We start from the raw sequence: 16,283 nt of genomic DNA, 5'->3' as shown, positions 1-16,283 counted from the left end.
ATTTTTTTTGTAAATATATTATTTAAACTATTCTTAGTAGAAATTTGTAGATTTCGCAAATATCAAAAATATCAACAAAGCAATTATGGATATAATACAAAGTTGATAAAAGCTAGATCTTTGGAAATATTATAATTAAAAAATAATATTGTATTTTTAAAATTGATTAGATAATATATTAATTTAATAATTTTTATAACAAAAAAAGGAAATAAAATGGGACAATATATTGTATTAGCCTTTGCAATAACAGTTGCCATATTTGTGACATTTTATGACTTTGATAAAGATAAAAAAACCGATAATAATAAAAAATAATTGATTTTGATATTTTATTATTAGAAGCATGTTTATATCTTTTAGCTTTTATTTTTTATTGCTAGATAATATATAAAATAAAATTTTAAAAAGCATTATTTATAAAAATACCTGCGAAACAATCTTAAGATTCATGGAATCTATTGGCGTAGGATTATTTGTAAATAGTCTTTATGGTTTGCAAATGGGCGATAGTTGCACTATTATCGATCTTTCTTAAAGATTGATCTTTTTTTAAAAGAAAATAAGAGAGAATGGATGGTTATAATATAGCTATTTTAATTTGGTGCTATCACTCTTATTTTTGGCACATTGGTTTTAGTAGCTCATTATTTAACGATAAATACATTAATGAAAGAAAAAGTTAGTCTTTAGCTTTTAACACACTCTATAAGTTGGGAGTAATAAAACAGAAATAAAATATTATCTTGGTGTTGCAACTAAATATGATCTAGATTCTTTCTTGCGCCAAGTATTTTTTGTTCCTCGTAGAGCAAAAGTTACAAAAAATGGTAAAGATGTGTGGGTTGAAAAAATAGAACCTTTAGTGGGTAGAGATGGCTTTTTAGCTATTACTCGCAAAAGCGGAAAATTTGGTGGTATTCGTTCTTATAGTGAGATTAAAAACTATCCAAAATTAGTGAATAATCAATGGCAATACACTCAAGATTTGGTTGCAATTTGTGAAGTTTATAGAACTGATACAAATAAGCCTTTTATAGTTGAAGTTGCATATAGTGAATATGTGCAAAAAACATTGGAAATGCCTACAATCTAGTATAAAATATAAAACAGCTTAATTAAGTTAAATACAAAAGCTTGATATATAGAATAAATAACCTATAACAAATTGTGTTATAATGACAAAGGATTAAATATACAAGGAAATATTATGGCTCAGGAAAAAGAGTATATACTTAATGAAAGTTTTAAAGCTTTATTAGAAAGTATTTTTTCTAATCCTGAACAATCACAAAAATTAATTAAAGCTTTTGAAGAACTTGTTAACGGTAGAGCAACTACTCAAAGATTGAATTTTGAAAATCTTAAAAATCAAGCTATAGAAGAAATAAGACAAGAGCTTGTAAGTAAAGATTTATTTCAATCAGAGATTAAAAGATTGGAAAGTTTAATTTATTCTGAAGTTGCAAGACTAGAAGGAATTATTAACACCAAAATAGCTGAAGTTAAAACTGAATTCTCAGAACAAATTTCTAGCGCTAAGCAAAAAGCACTTTATTGGCTTTTAGGTACTGCAGTAGCAACTACAGTAACTATACTTTCAAGCGTTTGGACTATGATGAATTTTATGTTAGAAAACTTAAAATAAAAATTATTTAAAGTTTTTACTATATCTTGTTGATATACAATTTTATAGTTAGGATAACATAGTTATTCTATGAATTTAAGTAATGTTTTTCATATAATCATAAATTAAAGCTGTTCGACTAATAATAAAATTCTCAAAATCATCATTACATAAATATTCAACCATATCTTTTGTTATAAAATGTGTTTCTAAATCTTTAAAAAATTGTTCTTGTTGATTATCTTGTATTTTTTTATTTAGCAACTCTTTTATATATGTGCTTGGATTTTTATTATTGATTTTATTATTATATTCTTTTGTAATAAGTGCTATATTTGCTATATTATTAATTATATTATCATTAGATGAGATAAAATTTTTTAGATATCTCTTTTCCTAATATTAGAATTTATAGGAAAAATATGATATTCTTCTAAAAATTCACTAAACTTCTTAAAAACTGTTTGCTTTTATCACTCTTAATCTTCTGGTTTAAAACCTATTATTTTTGCCATTATACCCCTATAGCTTTCAAAACTATTCATTGCTTGCATATTGCTAACTCTAAGAAGTCTAACTTTGTGATCTTGTTTGTAAAAAACTTTAAAAACACAACCACTTTCTTTGTGTTTTACTATATCATCTAAACCACATTTTTCTATAAACTCATAATCTTTAGCAAAAACTTCATTTTCTACATCAAATAAATCTTGAGAATAACCGTTAGGATTAGCTGGATCATAAGTATAAGAACTTACTACACATTCTCTCATAGCTTTTTGTATTTCTTCTTGGGATAGTTTTTCCATAGTGTTTTCCTTTTTTTTATTTTTATAGTGATATAAGTGACTTAATGTATAGTTATGGATTTTTATTAACTTGATTAATTTAACTTCAATTATTTAAAACAACTCACTATGAGAACCTATATTAATACAGGTTAAAATAAGCTTATCATCTTGTTTTTGATAAATTAAGAGCAAATCAGGTTTTACATGACACTCTCTAAGATCTTTAAATTCACCTTTTAGTTTATGATCTTTGTATTTTCTTTCAAGAGTTTCATTGTTAGATAAGCGATAAACTATTTCATCTACTAAATCTTTTTCTTTTAGTGTTAGCTTCTTGTAATTTTTCTTGTATTCTTTTAAAACTCTAATTTCATATTTCACGCATAGCCCTTTTATACTCATCAAAGTTTTTAAAAGTTTCATATTCTCCATTTTTCATTTCTTCTAAAGATTTTTTCATAGAACTTTGTTTATTCTCATCTGGGATATCATATTCTAACAAACAATAAGTAGCTCTTAAGCTTTTAGCCAAACTCTCAAAAACAGGCAAAAAATCCTTATCAAATCCGCTAATTTCAATTTTTATAGCCATTTATATCCTTTCTTATATAATTTTATTTTTTTATTATAGCATAAAGGATTTTGTTGTAAATTTGAAAAACTTTTTATTTATGTAAAATTACATAAATAAAACAATCAAAATACAATATAAAGAATTAAAGAATAGCAAAAACGGTTATTTTAAAAACTAACAAATCTTTGTCAGAATGACTTCATATTCTGTTGCAAAATTTTAGCTGGTAAATAACAACCAGCAAATATTATCTGTTTTAATCCTTAAAAATTAAATAATTAAACGAATTAAGCTCATTTATAATTATTTTTTCAACATCTTTTCTTAAATCAATAAATAAAGCATTTACATCGATCTCGTCTAAGTTGTTTTCTACCCACTCTATAGTATTTATTTTGTCTTTTTCACTTAAAATTAAAGAGTATAATTTGATATTTTTTAAAGAAATTTTGAATTTCTTTAACATGTTTATAAAATCTTTTTTACTCATTGTTGTGTGGCTTAATTCTATCTTGTTTAAGTGTTTGATAAACAAAAGAAGAATTAAAAGCATTTTCTCTCCGTTTCCACTCCAGCTTTCACTTAATTTCTCTATAAATCCTACACCTTTGAGAGAACGAATATGTTTAGATATTTTTTGAAGTTGCATATTTACAATGTTTGATTTTAAAAAATCATTTAAGCCATTTTTTAGCTGTAATTCATGTGTAAGTCTATTGTAATTTCTAAGATTTCTATGTAATTCCATATCCGCTAAATTATTTGCTAGTAGCTCATTTGGACTAATTTGAAAATGCTCACATATTTTTAATATTGTAGGAAGTGTAATATTGTTATTTCCTTTTTCCCACATACTTACTGTTTTTTGTCCTACATTTAAAATTTTGCCCAACTCTTGTTGTGTTAATTTGCGTTGTTTTCTTAAAAACTTAATATTTTCTTTTATCATAATAGAATTATCCTATATAAAATTATTAAAATATTAAAATATTTTTGTTAAAAATAAAATAAAAATTTATATTATTTTAAATTAAAGAATTTATAATTCTAAAAAAGGATTATAATATGGAAAACATAAAAAAATTTTCATTGAAATTGGAAAATTTTCAATCTTGTCAAGAATCATGGCTCTTAAAAGATTTGATACCGAAAGAATCTTTGGGTTTGCTTTATGGTAGTAGTGGTAGCGGAAAGACAAGTGTTTGTTTGTATTTTTGCAAGGAAATTTTAAAGAAAGATAATGAAATTAGAGTGTTTTATATAAATGCAGATATGGGACTTTCGAGTTTAAAAAAATATGGTTTCGCAAATCTTCTTGAAAATTTTACCAACCGTTTTTTTGTAATAGATTTAACATGCTCTGATAAAAAATTCATATATTTTGAAAACATATGCGATGAAATAATAAAAATTCAAGAGAAATTTAATGTATTTATAATTGTTGACTCTTTAAATTGTGTCACTAGAAAAATAGGAAGATTTATTGATCCAAATTATTTATTTTCAAAAGAGAAAATAATTCGAAAAAAAGGCGGGACTGTGCTTTTTATTCACCATTTAAATAAAAGCGGAGTTTTTTCTGATAGTCATCAAATTGTTGATTATGCTGATTTTAGCTATAGATGTGAATACACTGAAGAGATGAATTCTATTTTGTTAAGACCAGAAAAACTTGGAAGATTTATACTTGAAAAAATAGCATTCAAAGTTTTAAATTTTAGCAATTTAGAAAGAATGGAATTTGACAGTGTTGAGATGAGTTCTTATGAGATAGAGTTTATAAAAACTGTTTTAGAGATTTTAAAGATGGGTCGTTTTAAGCAAAATGAATTAATCAACCTAGTCTTAAGAAATTGCAAAAGATATGTCGGTCGTGAAAAGGCAAGAAAACTTTTGCAAGAATATGCAAAAAAAGGAAAATGGTGCATGCTCAAAGATCGTTTTGATAACAATTCGATTTATTATTACTTAAAAAATGAGGAAAAATAATGGATATGGATAATATAGTGATTTGTAAAGCTAGTGATCTTGAAGATATTTTTAAAAAGATTTTAAAAGAAAATGAATTAATCAAGAATAAAACTGATGAAAATTTAAATGTACAACAGGCTTCAAATTATTTAAAAATAAGCACTTCAAAACTTTACAAGGATTGTAATTTAGGAAAAGTTCCTTTTTGTAAAATTGGCAAAAAACTTGTTTTTAAAAAAGATGATCTTGATGAATATTTAAAACTTAATAGCTCTAAAAATAGTTTAAAATTTTAATCACACTTAACCAAAAAACCGAAAAACCTAAAAAACCATTGTAAATTAGTGTTTTTCAGTTTTAAAATTACTAAAAATAGCATTTAAAGTATTATTAATAGTTTCATTTTTAATATTTGCATATCTTTTTGTAACTCCTATGCTTGAATGTCCTAATGTTTCTCCAATAGCTTCTAAAGATATACCCATATTAATACCTATATATCCTATTAAATGTCTTAAGTCATGCAATCTAATAGGAGTTTTTAATTTTTGATTTATTTTATCCCAATGCCATCTTATATCTTTATAAGGGTTTCCATCTTCTTTAATAAAAATATATCCTTTATTTTTTACTCCAATGCTTTTTAAAGCTTCTATTTGTAAAGAACTTAACGGAAATTGTAAGTTTTTCCTTGATTTGTTTTGGCTTGAAGGTAAAAAATAAATTTTATTAGCAAAGTCAATATTGTCCCATTTTAATGTAAGAACTTCACTTTTTCTTCTTCCATGTAAAAGAAATATAAACATAGCTCTTATCATTAAATTTTCATAATTTATAATAGCTTTATAAAGAGCATTTCTATCCTCATCATCAATAGTAAAATATCTTTTGTTATCAAATTTTTGTATCTCTATTTCTCTTGCTATATTTTTTTCTATATAATCATTTTTAATAGCAAATTCAAATACTGGAGAAAGTATATCTTTTATTGTTTTTGTTGTTCTTGGAGATTTGCCTTGATCAATCATTTTATTGACAATATTTTGCATATCTTTTAATTTGACTTGTTTTATTTTGATGTTTCCTATAACATCTTTTATATGTGCATTATATGAAAATATAGTTACCTCATAATGTTTTTTAGAAATAGTATTTTTTCGCATACTAATCCATTCTTCAAACACTTCATTTAGTTTAGGTTCTTTAATTTTAAATTTCTTTGCAAATTTTCCATTAATTCTTTGTAAGGCAATTAACTCACAATTCTTTTTAAGGGTCTGGGTGTTATTTAAAATAGGAAATATCTCATAACTTGATTTTTTCCCTTCATAATATCTTATAGCTAATTCGTATGGTATAGTTAATCTTCTTTGCAATTCTACTAAGCTAATTTCTTTTATATCCTCCAATTTCTTATCTTTGTCTATAAAATATATACCCTTATATTCTTTTATTTTTACTAGATTTTTCAAGATATTCCTTTTTTGCTTTTAATTTACGCAGAAAATTTTATTATTTTTTACATAATATAAAATTAAAAATATACTAAAAATAGTATCTCAAATGGATTTTAGTGGTAGCGGTTTTGGTAGCGGTTTTTTTCTCAAAATGGTATAAAATAATACTATTTTTAAGATAAACTTAAATAATAAAACGCCTATTTTTCAATACTTTGATAAAAAATGATAACAAAACGCATTAGGCTTAGGATCTGGTGCAGCAATGCGTGAAGGTTCAAGTCCTTTCATCCGCACCACTCAAAACCCTATTTTACCATAGTTTGAGCAATTATACTTAAATTACGCTGAAGTCTTTGAAGTCCTATTGTATCATTTCGAGTTATTTCAAAAAGGTAACCTTTTAGCAGGTAACTTTTTAAAGTAACCGGATGAAAGGATAGTTAAAAAATCGTCCTTTTCATTCATTTAAGTTTTGCGGTAAAAAAGGTCAATTTTGGCTTTAACCTTAAAGCAAAGGTAACCTATAATAATTTAATTAAGTTTATAGGGCTTTTAAATACGCTATAATACAGCAAAAATACAAGGTTAAAAATGGCGATTGATAGAAAGGATTATAATATATCCATAGGAAAAGGAACACATCTAAAAAGACACAAAAATAAAATCAACGCCTTTTTATTTAGAATGCAAAACGGCGGTAAAGAAAAACAACACGCTTTCACTATCCCCTTACGCCCTACTTGGAATGAAAACGAATATATAAGAATAGCACTTGCAAGAGCTAAAGAATATGAAAACGAGTTTAAAAAGCTTTTTAGTGCCACTTATACTTTAAACTCTAGTATTTTAATAAAAAACCTTTTTGAAGTCTTTATAAAAGCTAATTATAATATTAAAGATTTAAACGAGCAACACAAAGGTCACATTAGAAACTTAATAAGCATTTTTAATAATCATATTTTAGAACCTTTAGGAAATATACATTTAGATGAACTTACGCTTTATAAGGTGCAAGAGTTTTATAATGATATGAAAAATAAGGGATTAGAACCAAAAACATATAATAGAGCCATTAAAGAAGTTTTAAACCCTATGATTAAGTATGCTATAAAAAACAAATGGATTAATGAAAATGTTACTCTAGGTTTAAAACTTGATAAGGTGCAAAATAAAAAGCTTGTTACCAACCCTAAAGGCAAATATGAAGCTATTTTAAATGCTATTTTAGAACTATACAAAGACAATTCACTTTATAGAGCTTTGTTTTTACTTATACATAGTGGTAGGCGTAGGGATGAGGTTTTAAGTCTTCTTTGGCAAAATGTAGATTTAGAAAGAAAAACTATATTTTTACCAAAAACAAAAAACGGCGAAGCACAAGAGTATGCCTTAGATGATGAGTGTTATAAGGCTTTAAAAGCTTTAAAAGATGAGGTTAAACAAGATAAAGGCTTAGTCTTTGTTTCTAGTGTTAGTGGTAAAAAAATATCAAACTTAGCAAGACAAGAAATTAAAATAAGAGAGCTTAGCGGTGTAAGAGAATGGACGCCTCATTTTTCAAGGCATATAAAAGCTACTTTGCTAATACAAAATGGAGTTAATCCTGCTGTAATTAGCGGGACTTTGGGGCATAGAGACTTAAGCACTATAAACATTTATGCAACTAATGATACACTTAAGGCAAGTCAAAAAGCTAACGAGGCTTTAAAGAAATTACAAGAAGAGTAAATGCAAGATTTAGAGTTTATCTTTTCAAAACAAAGATTAGAGTATTACAAAGATATAAACGAGCATTTTGAGAACTTAAAATTAATATCTAAGATAATTCCTAAAATAGCTATACTTGAGATTTATATAAGAAATGCGTTAGATTATGAACTAAGCTTTAAATGCAAAGAGTGGATAAAAATAAGCGATAATCCTTTTTTACTGGCAAAAATAAATGAGTTTAAAGACAAAGAAAGTTTAGAACCTCATCAAATATTGTCACGCCTTAGCTTAGGTGTGGTAGCTAAATTAATCGTATCTTATAAGGTGCAAAACAAGATTTTAGAGTTAAAGACTTTTGATTTTAGAAAGTATAGTCCTAGCAATAGAAACTTTTTTATTTATAAAAACACAAAACAGGGTTTTGATAATATAGATAAGGTTAATATTGTTTTAAACTTGTTACATACTCTAAGAAATAGAGCTTGTCATTTTGAAAATCTTTTAAAGCTTAGAGAAAATAATAATAAACTATATCCCCGCATAAGCACAAAAGAAAAAGGAACAAATATAGGTCTAATGCCTGATAAAATAGAAGATTTTTTGAATGATTTAATTTGTGGAATAAATAAAGATTTGTTAGATTATATTAAGTAGGGGTTGAGCCCCCCTTTGAATGTAAAAAAATTATAAAACACAAATACTTAATAAAATATAAAATACCTTATAAGACTTTAAAATGCTTTAAGATAATTATATATATAATACATATATGAGTAATAAAGAAAAGTTAATTAAAGAATTAGAAAATAACCCTAAAAACGCAAGTTTTGCCAATATAGAAAAGCTTTTAAGTTGGTATGGTTATAAACTTGTTAGCATTAAGGGAAGTCATCATAAGTTTAAGAAAAATGGAAAAAGTATTATTGTGCCTTTGCATAAACCTATAAAAGAAATTTATGTAAAGCAAATACTAAAGCACTTAAAGGGGGAAAAATGAAAAAAGATATAAATTATTATTTGAACTTACCTTATAAGATTAATTTAGTAAGACTTGAAGATGGAGATTACTTTGCACAATTTGATGATAAAGAGCTAAATAAACTTGTTTTAATGGCAGGAGATGGTAAAACACCAAATGAAGCAATAGAAGATTTAAAAAATGCTTTTGCTTGTTATTTAGAAGAAGCTTTAGAAAAAAACGAGTTTATACCTGAACCTATGCAAAATGATAAAAGTAAGAACCTAGCTATCACTTTAAAAAATAGTCTTATAGATGAGATAGATTTTTATTCTAAGAAAATGGGCTTATCACGCAGTGCTTTTTTAGCTATTTCTGCTAAGGCATATATTAAAAACCTTTAAAGATATTAGCTTATTATGAAAAAAAACAGAAAATATGAATAAAATTTTTGTTACTTTTTAGAAAAATATCGCTAGTAATTTAAGTTTAAAATTGTTTCTTATAAAAAAAGGCGAAATAAAAGAAATATAACGAAACAAAAGAAACCTAAGAAACCAAAAATAGTTACAAATGGTAATAAATTTGCATTAAGGCAAAATACTTTGAAAACTGCTAGAATACTTCGTAAATATTCAAAAGAATATTTTTTTAATTTAATGGAATTTGAAAAGCTTCAAAAGGCTTTCAAGTAAGTGCGTTTTAATTTTGTTTGGCGACTGGGTTAAAACGCACAATTTCATTATAAGAGCTTTAGTTGAAGCCCTTAAAAGAATTGTATTGTAATTTAACTTATCTATTTCTTTTAAAGGCTTTATGAACTCCATAAGTAATTTTAAAAGGATAGAAAATGGAAAACAATGCAAACAAAGATTTTTTAACTATACAAGAGGTAGTTACGCTTTATAATCTAAGCAAAGAAACACAAAACAAATATAGAATGCAAAACAAAATTCCTTATATTAAAATAGGTAAAAAAGTATTTTATGATAAAGCTAGACTTGATGAGTGGTTTAGAAGTCACACTATGAATTAAAGGCTTTATAATGAGTGTAAGCCTTTTTAATGATGAGGTAAAATCATATACAAAAAATTACCATTTTGTAACCAACTTCTTACTATACCGCTATGGGTTAAGTTTTGATAGAAGTGGTAATGAAAAATACAACACAAGTCTTAAAATCAAACCAAACACAAGCTTAATAACTGATTTTAACGGCAGTTTTAGTGGAGATGTGATTGATTTTATAGTTTTTAAAGAAAATGTTAGCACAAAAGAAGCTTTAGGGGTCTTTGTTGATTTTCATAAATTACCAACGCAAAAGGTGGATAGCTTTAAACCTATAAAAGAAGTTGCAAAAGATGATAGCTATTTAAAAAATATGGCCTATTCTTTACAGGCTGATTATAACTTATACTATGATGATATTTTGAGAAATGAATTATTAGATAAAACCTTTTTTGATAATTTTAGGCTTTTTATGGATTTATGCAAAATATTAGATTTTGTAAAAATAAATGAGTTTGAAAATATCATAAATGAATACTTTGGATTTTCTAAAAACGACAAAAGCTTAGCACTTATCTTAAGAGATAAAGGCGAGATTAAGAGCATAGCTATAAAAGAAAAAATAGTCAAAGATAAGACAATAAAATGGTTTAAACTAAAAGGAAGCAATGCTAAGTTTATAAAGTTTGTAAAAGCTAAAGAAAATGGATTGCTAAAAGATTGTTGCTTTATATTTAGTGGCATAAAAGAAATAATCATCAGTGAGCTTTTAGGTATAAATGCGATTTGCTTTCAAAGCGATAGCACGATGAAATATATACAAACACACGAGCAAATAAATGAACTTTTGAGCTTCATAGATGAAAAGTTTTTGTATTTTATTATTGAGAACGATGAAAGTAGTTTTAATGCCAATTTAGGTCTTTTAAAAGAGTTAGCAAAGTTAAAACCAAGTGTGTTAAATAGTTTTTCTGTTCTTAATTATGATGAGTATAAAAATGCTGATTTTGTGGATTTTATAGTTTATTTAATGAAAGAATTAAAAAAAGATTATGAGAAAGACAGAAAGGGTGTAAATACCTTTTTGGCTTTTGCACAAAAGTATTTTAAAAGTTATTTTATGAAAGGCTTAAGCTTTTTAGAAAGGAATAAAAATGGATAGATTTAAAAGTCAAAGTCAAGATGCAAAACTCAACTTTGATGCTTTTAAAGATATTAAAAAAATAACAAGTAGTCCGAATAGTATTTTACCACAAAATATTAAAAATGCTGATTTTATAGATTTAACAATATGGGTTATAAGAAATAAAGACTTAACTAATGTTGATTTTATATCTTTGATAGATAATTTTTTAGATAAAGGTAGCATTAGTTTTTTAATTAGTGAAGCCAATAAAGGAAAAACATTTTTAAGTCTTGCTATTTGTAAGTATTTATTGGAGTTTGATAAGGTTAAAAAGATTGTTTATTTTGATGGAGATAATAGCAAAATAACCATTAAAAGCAGGATTAAAGAAACAATGCAAATAAAAGGGTGTTGTTTTTTAGATTATGCAGATTTTAATTATATACAAACTAGCAATTCTTTGGAGTATGGAGATGATGAAATAGATGTAGATTTTGATTTTATTGTTAAAAGGTATTTGGAACCTTTAGCACAAAAAGGCAGTTTATCTGATTGTTTTGTTGTTTTTGATAGTCTTTTTAATTTTTTTAAAGGCGATATGAATGATAATAAAAAAGTAGCTGAGTTTATGAAGATAATCAAAAAAATAAGCTATAAAAGCGGTGGAACTTTTTTATTTATTCATCATAAAGGAAAAAGTGTAGAAAATGATTTTATAGGCGGAGTTAATTTTGCAAATGCTACTGATAATCTTTTTATAATACAAACAAGCAATAATGATGGTTTAAGGCTAGATATGGAGTTAAAAACCAAAAAAGCAAGGAACTTTCTACCTCATCCTCTAAAAATAGATATAGACCTAAAAACTCTTGATTTAAAAGTAGAAAAGCTTGCAAATGAAGCTGATACAAACTTTCTTTTAAAGGCTCAGAAAATCATAGAGCAAAGAGGGGAGATTTTGCAAGGGGATTTGTTAGAACTTTTAGGAAAAGCAAAGACTGATACTTATGCCATTAAAAAGCTAGAAAATGGGAAAATGCTATATTATGAAATCTTAGAAAAATCAAGAAGCACGGGCGGAAAAGCATTAAAATACTATATGCCTTTAAAAGAGAACAAAACTATCATTAATGGCATAGAAATAAACGCTACACAAACTTTATTTACTGAATAAAGCTACTTAGTTTTTTAAGCTATGTAGGTTTAACCTATGTAGCTTTGATTAACAAAAATATCCCTTAAATGCGAAAAGTATTTTTACTAATATAAAATAAAAAACAAAAATCGTTTAAAACAGATTTGATTGATTTAACATATTTTATACTTTTATATTCTTATTGTTTTTAATAAAAAAATATTATTTTTTAATTACAATTGTATTCTTTTTTTTGTGAAACATTTTTTTCAATTATAATTCAATTATAATCAATTATAAAAAAGGCTATTATAATTGATTAAAGCCCTATAAAATAATAGCTTATAAGCATTTTTTCTAAAATAGCTATTATAATTGAAGTAAAGCACTATTATATAGGTATTTAAAGCACTTAAAAGGCTCAATTATAAATAAAATATCTAAGTCCCTAGCAAAAGATATGTTTTTCAGTAAAAATGTGTGAAATATAGACACAAATAAAAAAGATTTATAATTGATAAAAATCATAGCTTCAAACTATGGTAAAATAGGCTTTTATATCAATTATAAATGCTATTGTTATGAAAAGTAGAAGCAAAGCCCTATTATATAGGTATTTACACCAATTATAAATGCTGTTTTTATAATTGATTATAATTGCTTTATAATAAGAAGTGCTTATAAAATGTTTCACAGAATATTTTTATACCTTGCTAGTTTTTAATTATAAAAAATATTTATCATTTTTACAATTCTTACATATCATCTTTTATTAAGTCTTTGATTTTATTGTATTTTTGTGCTTTGATGTAGTTTTCAAGCCAAGATTTAACCCAAGAGAGCGTTTTGTCGTTTTGCTTCCAATTCATAAGTGTTTGGTAAGGTAAGTCACAAAGAGAGGCAAACTCTTTTTTAGTTAGGTTGTATTTTTTAAAATACTCTCAAATTCTATATTAGTCATAATTTAACCTTTATTTTTGTTTATTAGTTACCTTTTAAAGCTTGTGTTAATTCATCATATTTTTTTGCTTTGATGTAATAGTTTAAAAAAGGTTCTACCCACTTCGCATATGTATTTTTAGTACCCCAATTCACAACGCTGTTATAGTTCATATTAGTTAGTTTTGCAAACTCTTTTTTAGTTAATCCTGCTTGTTTTAGAAGTTTTTCAAATTCGCCCACTTCCATTTTTAACCTTTCTATATAAAATAATTATTTATTATAATTAAATAATCTTTTATTAACTTTAAATAATAAAAAGTGTATTAATTAAGTTATAATTAATAATATTTAATGTAAAATTTCATAAATAATTAATTTGAAGCAATACAAAAGGATAAAAATGGAAAATGTAAGTTATTGTAGAATGAGTTGTTTAGATGGCAAGATAAATGGGCTTAAATACTTTTTAGATGTGTTTTTGAGTGATTTAGATAATAAAGGCGATGTTAAGTCTTGTGTAATGTTTGATAATGAGGCAAGTATTTGCGATATAAAAGATATGATTATGGCAATGCTTGATAATATAAAAGATATTACAATCGAGCAAGATAATTGTCTTTATAATGTAAGTCAGCGTGAAAGCACTTATAAAGGTATTGTAAAAGATGAGCTAGGCAAAGAGTTTAGTTTTGAAGAGCTTGAGAAAATACACCAAACGCAAGAAGAAAAAATATTAAGAGAAATGTTGGAAGAAGATAAAAATAAAAGGTGTGTGAGTTAAACTCATACATCTTATGATGCAGATAATATCTACACTACTACACTATAAACAAGCTTTAAAATATCCAAAAAACTACATTGTATTAAGCAATATTTAAGAAAATGTTATACGATAAGAATACGATAAAAAGGGCATTTTGCTGATGAGCTAACTATTAATTAGGTCATCTTTTAACCTTTAAATATAAAAGGGTGTAAGTTAAATACTTCCTTATCAACATTAAACCCCTAAGTTTAATCTAGGTGTTAAAAAAACTGTATAGCTTTGTCAAGGTATTTAAAATTAAATAGCTTTCTTTTAAAGGCATATAAAATAAAATGAGTTATAATAACTAAAAGTGGTTGAAGGGGGTATATCTAAATTTGGAGACACTTATCAAAACCCACAAAATAAGCAGTCTTACAAGTGTTACCGCTTGCCAAAAAGAGAAGTGCTAATTTTAGTTAGTGGATATAGTGCAAATCCTAGAAAGTCTTTAGCCTTTAATGATGAAAGAGAAAGAGATTTTATTTTTAAAGGCTATGTAATACCTTACAAAATAGATAAATAAAAAGATTTAATTATTATCTTAGGTATTTAGAAAGAAAACCTACCAAACTTTTAAAAATTACTTTTAAGCTTTAGAAAAAAACACATTTAAGTTTCAAACCAAAAATGCTTAAAAAAGCAAGAAAACTTAAACCAAAAATCCGTGAAACATTATATTTAAGCTAAATAAACTTAAAATACTTCAAAAAGACTTAAAAGATATTTTGTTAGAATATTGCAAAATAAGGCTTTGGTGCTTATATAAATATAAAAAAGTTTGAAAAGTGTAATTTTCAAAAACTATTTAAGTTTTATAAGAAATAAAGATTAATATGGTTGCATAAAAAAGGTAACTTACAAAAGGTAACTATTATAAAAATATTGTAATTATAGATGTTTATTTTTAGTTATATATTTCAAGTCCTTTTATCCGCACCACTATTTTAAAATTCTTTTAAGCATTTAAAGTTTTACAATTCATCTTAATCGTATTTATAACAATAAGTTAAATTTATAATATTATAAAATAGGAAGATGTCATGATAAATACATATCAAGTTAAAATTATCGAAAATTTTTGCAAGGATAAATTTAAAAAAGATACAAGAACAAAAGATTTTTTTCATACCTTTTTGGCTCAAAATTTAGAAATTTATACCAATATAGAAGATCAAAAGTATGCCAAAGATACAATATTAATATATAAAATTTTTGATATATGTATTATATGTATAAAAGATGGAGTCTCTGTAAGTCAAGAGTATTGTCAATTTAAAAAAGGTGTGATAGATCATATAGTTGTATATACTGATGAAAACATGAATGATGGTAAAATATCGCAACTATTAAGAGGTAGTTCTACATTAAAAATAGATAAATCAAATTGTTATGATAATCCAGATATTAAAGTTGTGTTTTCAGAAAAAGACTTTTTGTTTCAGGCTAGATTTAATAATTGTGAAAGTAAATTTAACGATACAATGACTATGTTTGCGCTTTCTTTGGCTTATCGTGAGAAAATGGAGTATTATTTGAATTTAACTTCAAGCATTATAGATAAAGAAAATTATCATGATGTTATTGATATTAAAAAAGATTTTTATGTTTTTAATCTAAAGTATTTTTTTAGTAATCCAGTGCACTATAACTACCAACAAAAACATGCAATATGGAAAATTATATTTCAATATTACAATATTTTAGAGCAACATCAAGAACTTAAAATCCAGATAGAAAATCTTGTTGATATTTTACATATTGAACAAAATCAAGAAGAAGATAAAAAGGAAAAAATAAAAGAGAATAAAAGAAAAAAAATCGAAATGATTTTTTTGATTATCGGTGGTTTTGTTACTTTAGCTTCGTTAGTTAGTGCATACAAAGACGCTATGGAATTACTTGGTTAAAGTTATAGTATCACTTGTTTTGTGTTTTACTAAAATTTAACTCTCTATCCCAATTTAATAAAACTTTAAGCTTTTACTGCTATAATTTCATTTCCTTTTCAAATAAAAGGGACTTAAAAAACTTAAGATTTTTATCTTAATTTTTTATATTTGTTCTTTAAATTATTAATATTGTTAATCAAATCTTATAGTCAATCTTTGAAATCTAAATAAGTGATCGATTGAGCCAGAGATTTACCTTAATAATGTAAATCTATCAATTAAT

At 25.1% G+C, this 16,283-nt stretch carries 20 protein-coding genes, 1 tRNA gene and 1 pseudogene; 15 read left to right on the top strand and 7 right to left on the bottom strand.

Annotated features, from left to right (window positions below; all coding sequences use genetic code 11):
* Positions 1–733: 733 nt before the first annotated feature.
* Both L8V85_RS07970 and L8V85_RS07965 read left to right on the top strand, forming a co-directional pair.
* Positions 734–1,096 carry a recombinase RecT gene (locus tag L8V85_RS07970; RefSeq protein WP_412175254.1) on the top strand — a complete coding sequence of 121 codons (363 nt, stop codon included), beginning with the start codon at positions 734–736 and terminating at the stop codon, positions 1,094–1,096.
* Positions 1,097–1,210: 114 nt separating this feature from the next.
* On the top strand, positions 1,211–1,648 hold the full coding sequence (locus tag L8V85_RS07965; RefSeq protein WP_263737797.1) for a hypothetical protein: 438 nt from the start codon (positions 1,211–1,213) through the stop codon (positions 1,646–1,648).
* Between the two features lie 75 nt (positions 1,649–1,723).
* Here L8V85_RS07965 and L8V85_RS07960 read toward each other — a convergent pair whose 3' ends face one another.
* The 5 genes from L8V85_RS07960 to L8V85_RS07940 form a co-directional block, all read right to left on the bottom strand.
* Positions 1,724–1,891: a hypothetical protein gene (locus L8V85_RS07960; protein ID WP_158512111.1), complete on the bottom strand. Its 168-nt coding sequence runs from the start codon at positions 1,889–1,891 to the stop codon at positions 1,724–1,726.
* Between the two features lie 215 nt (positions 1,892–2,106).
* The gene (locus tag L8V85_RS07955; RefSeq protein WP_263657997.1) at positions 2,107–2,436 is read right to left on the bottom strand and encodes a hypothetical protein; all 330 of its coding nucleotides are present in this window, start codon (positions 2,434–2,436) and stop codon (positions 2,107–2,109) included.
* A gap of 93 nt (positions 2,437–2,529) precedes the next feature.
* Complete coding sequence (locus L8V85_RS07950) at positions 2,530–2,799, bottom strand: type II toxin-antitoxin system YafQ family toxin (protein WP_144667570.1); 270 nt, start codon at positions 2,797–2,799, stop codon at positions 2,530–2,532.
* Positions 2,789–3,010 carry a hypothetical protein gene (locus tag L8V85_RS07945; protein WP_263657996.1) on the bottom strand — a complete coding sequence of 74 codons (222 nt, stop codon included), beginning with the start codon at positions 3,008–3,010 and terminating at the stop codon, positions 2,789–2,791. Before L8V85_RS07945 ends, L8V85_RS07950 begins: the two co-directional genes overlap by 11 nt.
* Positions 3,011–3,248: 238 nt before the next feature.
* A complete protein-coding gene (locus tag L8V85_RS07940; protein WP_263657995.1) occupies positions 3,249–3,941 on the bottom strand; it encodes a helix-turn-helix domain-containing protein in 693 nt (230 codons plus the stop codon).
* 116 nt (positions 3,942–4,057) lie between these two features.
* Here L8V85_RS07940 and L8V85_RS07935 point away from each other — a divergent pair, with 116 nt between their 5' ends.
* Together L8V85_RS07935 and L8V85_RS07930 are read left to right on the top strand one after the other, a co-directional pair.
* Positions 4,058–4,981, top strand: coding sequence for an AAA domain protein (locus tag L8V85_RS07935; RefSeq protein WP_043019841.1), 924 nt, complete (start codon positions 4,058–4,060; stop codon positions 4,979–4,981).
* Entirely contained in the window at positions 4,981–5,259 is a 279-nt protein-coding gene (locus L8V85_RS07930) for a helix-turn-helix domain-containing protein (RefSeq protein WP_167333027.1), read from the top strand. Before L8V85_RS07935 ends, L8V85_RS07930 begins: the two co-directional genes overlap by 1 nt.
* A gap of 45 nt (positions 5,260–5,304) precedes the next feature.
* Here the strand turns inward: L8V85_RS07930 and L8V85_RS07925 are convergent, their stop codons facing one another.
* Positions 5,305–6,435 carry a tyrosine-type recombinase/integrase gene (locus tag L8V85_RS07925; RefSeq protein WP_144623897.1) on the bottom strand — a complete coding sequence of 377 codons (1,131 nt, stop codon included), beginning with the start codon at positions 6,433–6,435 and terminating at the stop codon, positions 5,305–5,307.
* A 107-nt stretch (positions 6,436–6,542) separates the two neighbouring features.
* Between L8V85_RS07925 and L8V85_RS07920 the strand changes: the two genes are divergently transcribed.
* From L8V85_RS07920 to L8V85_RS07885, 8 genes are all read left to right on the top strand, one after another.
* A tRNA-Leu gene (locus L8V85_RS07920) sits at positions 6,543–6,719 on the top strand.
* 295 nt (positions 6,720–7,014) lie between these two features.
* Positions 7,015–8,151, top strand: a complete 1,137-nt coding sequence (locus L8V85_RS07915; RefSeq protein WP_257927848.1) for a tyrosine-type recombinase/integrase — start codon at positions 7,015–7,017, stop codon at positions 8,149–8,151.
* Positions 8,152–8,787 carry a hypothetical protein gene (locus L8V85_RS07910; protein WP_039642408.1) on the top strand — a complete coding sequence of 212 codons (636 nt, stop codon included), beginning with the start codon at positions 8,152–8,154 and terminating at the stop codon, positions 8,785–8,787.
* Positions 8,788–8,902: 115 nt separating this feature from the next.
* On the top strand, positions 8,903–9,130 hold the full coding sequence (locus L8V85_RS07905) for a type II toxin-antitoxin system HicA family toxin (RefSeq protein ID WP_043020258.1): 228 nt from the start codon (positions 8,903–8,905) through the stop codon (positions 9,128–9,130).
* Positions 9,127–9,495, top strand: a complete 369-nt coding sequence (locus L8V85_RS07900) for a type II toxin-antitoxin system HicB family antitoxin (RefSeq protein WP_214124630.1) — start codon at positions 9,127–9,129, stop codon at positions 9,493–9,495. Before L8V85_RS07905 ends, L8V85_RS07900 begins: the two co-directional genes overlap by 4 nt.
* 446 nt (positions 9,496–9,941) lie before the next feature.
* Entirely contained in the window at positions 9,942–10,127 is a 186-nt protein-coding gene (locus L8V85_RS07895) for a helix-turn-helix domain-containing protein (protein WP_263737796.1), read from the top strand.
* 10 nt (positions 10,128–10,137) lie between these two features.
* Entirely contained in the window at positions 10,138–11,262 is a 1,125-nt protein-coding gene (locus tag L8V85_RS07890; protein WP_263737795.1) for a hypothetical protein, read from the top strand.
* On the top strand, positions 11,255–12,400 hold the full coding sequence (locus tag L8V85_RS07885; protein ID WP_263737794.1) for an AAA family ATPase: 1,146 nt from the start codon (positions 11,255–11,257) through the stop codon (positions 12,398–12,400). Before L8V85_RS07890 ends, L8V85_RS07885 begins: the two co-directional genes overlap by 8 nt.
* Before the next feature lie 945 nt (positions 12,401–13,345).
* On the opposite strand, the gene L8V85_RS07880 is transcribed toward L8V85_RS07885, so the two are convergent.
* Positions 13,346–13,549 carry a hypothetical protein gene (locus L8V85_RS07880; RefSeq protein WP_039642399.1) on the bottom strand — a complete coding sequence of 68 codons (204 nt, stop codon included), beginning with the start codon at positions 13,547–13,549 and terminating at the stop codon, positions 13,346–13,348.
* Between the two features lie 154 nt (positions 13,550–13,703).
* Here L8V85_RS07880 and L8V85_RS07875 point away from each other — a divergent pair, with 154 nt between their 5' ends.
* The 3 genes and pseudogenes from L8V85_RS07875 to L8V85_RS07865 all read left to right on the top strand — a co-directional run bounded on the left by L8V85_RS07875 (position 13,704) and on the right by L8V85_RS07865 (position 16,018).
* Positions 13,704–14,084 carry a hypothetical protein gene (locus tag L8V85_RS07875; protein WP_263737793.1) on the top strand — a complete coding sequence of 127 codons (381 nt, stop codon included), beginning with the start codon at positions 13,704–13,706 and terminating at the stop codon, positions 14,082–14,084.
* Positions 14,085–14,550: 466 nt separating this feature from the next.
* Positions 14,551–14,634 (top strand): annotated as a pseudogene (locus tag L8V85_RS07870) (type II toxin-antitoxin system RelE/ParE family toxin); the annotation flags it as partial.
* Between the two features lie 517 nt (positions 14,635–15,151).
* Positions 15,152–16,018 (top strand): hypothetical protein, encoded by an 867-nt coding sequence (locus tag L8V85_RS07865; RefSeq protein WP_263737792.1) that lies wholly within the window; start codon positions 15,152–15,154, stop codon positions 16,016–16,018.
* The last annotated feature ends 265 nt before the right edge of the window (positions 16,019–16,283 follow it).

The organism is Campylobacter sp. IFREMER_LSEM_CL2090 (assembly GCF_025771865.1).
Lineage (GTDB): Bacteria > Campylobacterota > Campylobacteria > Campylobacterales > Campylobacteraceae > Campylobacter_D > Campylobacter_D lari_D.
This window is presented reverse-complemented; position numbering and strand designations above follow the sequence as displayed.

Excerpts from the sequence above, each read along its gene's own strand:
- L8V85_RS07965 (WP_263737797.1), top strand. The coding sequence starts at position 1,211 with ATGGCTCAGGAAAAAGAGTATATACTTAATGAAAGTTTTAAAGCTTTA.
- L8V85_RS07955 (WP_263657997.1), bottom strand. The coding sequence starts at position 2,436 with ATGGAAAAACTATCCCAAGAAGAAATACAAAAAGCTATGAGAGAATGT.
- L8V85_RS07945 (WP_263657996.1), bottom strand. The coding sequence starts at position 3,010 with ATGGCTATAAAAATTGAAATTAGCGGATTTGATAAGGATTTTTTGCCT.
- L8V85_RS07940 (WP_263657995.1), bottom strand. The coding sequence starts at position 3,941 with ATGATAAAAGAAAATATTAAGTTTTTAAGAAAACAACGCAAATTAACA.
- L8V85_RS07935 (WP_043019841.1), top strand. The coding sequence starts at position 4,058 with ATGGAAAACATAAAAAAATTTTCATTGAAATTGGAAAATTTTCAATCT.
- L8V85_RS07930 (WP_167333027.1), top strand. The coding sequence starts at position 4,981 with ATGGATATGGATAATATAGTGATTTGTAAAGCTAGTGATCTTGAAGAT.
- L8V85_RS07915 (WP_257927848.1), top strand. The coding sequence starts at position 7,015 with ATGGCGATTGATAGAAAGGATTATAATATATCCATAGGAAAAGGAACA.
- L8V85_RS07910 (WP_039642408.1), top strand. The coding sequence starts at position 8,152 with ATGCAAGATTTAGAGTTTATCTTTTCAAAACAAAGATTAGAGTATTAC.
- L8V85_RS07905 (WP_043020258.1), top strand. The coding sequence starts at position 8,903 with ATGAGTAATAAAGAAAAGTTAATTAAAGAATTAGAAAATAACCCTAAA.
- L8V85_RS07900 (WP_214124630.1), top strand. The coding sequence starts at position 9,127 with ATGAAAAAAGATATAAATTATTATTTGAACTTACCTTATAAGATTAAT.
- L8V85_RS07895 (WP_263737796.1), top strand. The coding sequence starts at position 9,942 with ATGGAAAACAATGCAAACAAAGATTTTTTAACTATACAAGAGGTAGTT.
- L8V85_RS07890 (WP_263737795.1), top strand. The coding sequence starts at position 10,138 with ATGAGTGTAAGCCTTTTTAATGATGAGGTAAAATCATATACAAAAAAT.
- L8V85_RS07885 (WP_263737794.1), top strand. The coding sequence starts at position 11,255 with ATGGATAGATTTAAAAGTCAAAGTCAAGATGCAAAACTCAACTTTGAT.
- L8V85_RS07880 (WP_039642399.1), bottom strand. The coding sequence starts at position 13,549 with ATGGAAGTGGGCGAATTTGAAAAACTTCTAAAACAAGCAGGATTAACT.
- L8V85_RS07875 (WP_263737793.1), top strand. The coding sequence starts at position 13,704 with ATGGAAAATGTAAGTTATTGTAGAATGAGTTGTTTAGATGGCAAGATA.
- L8V85_RS07865 (WP_263737792.1), top strand. The coding sequence starts at position 15,152 with ATGATAAATACATATCAAGTTAAAATTATCGAAAATTTTTGCAAGGAT.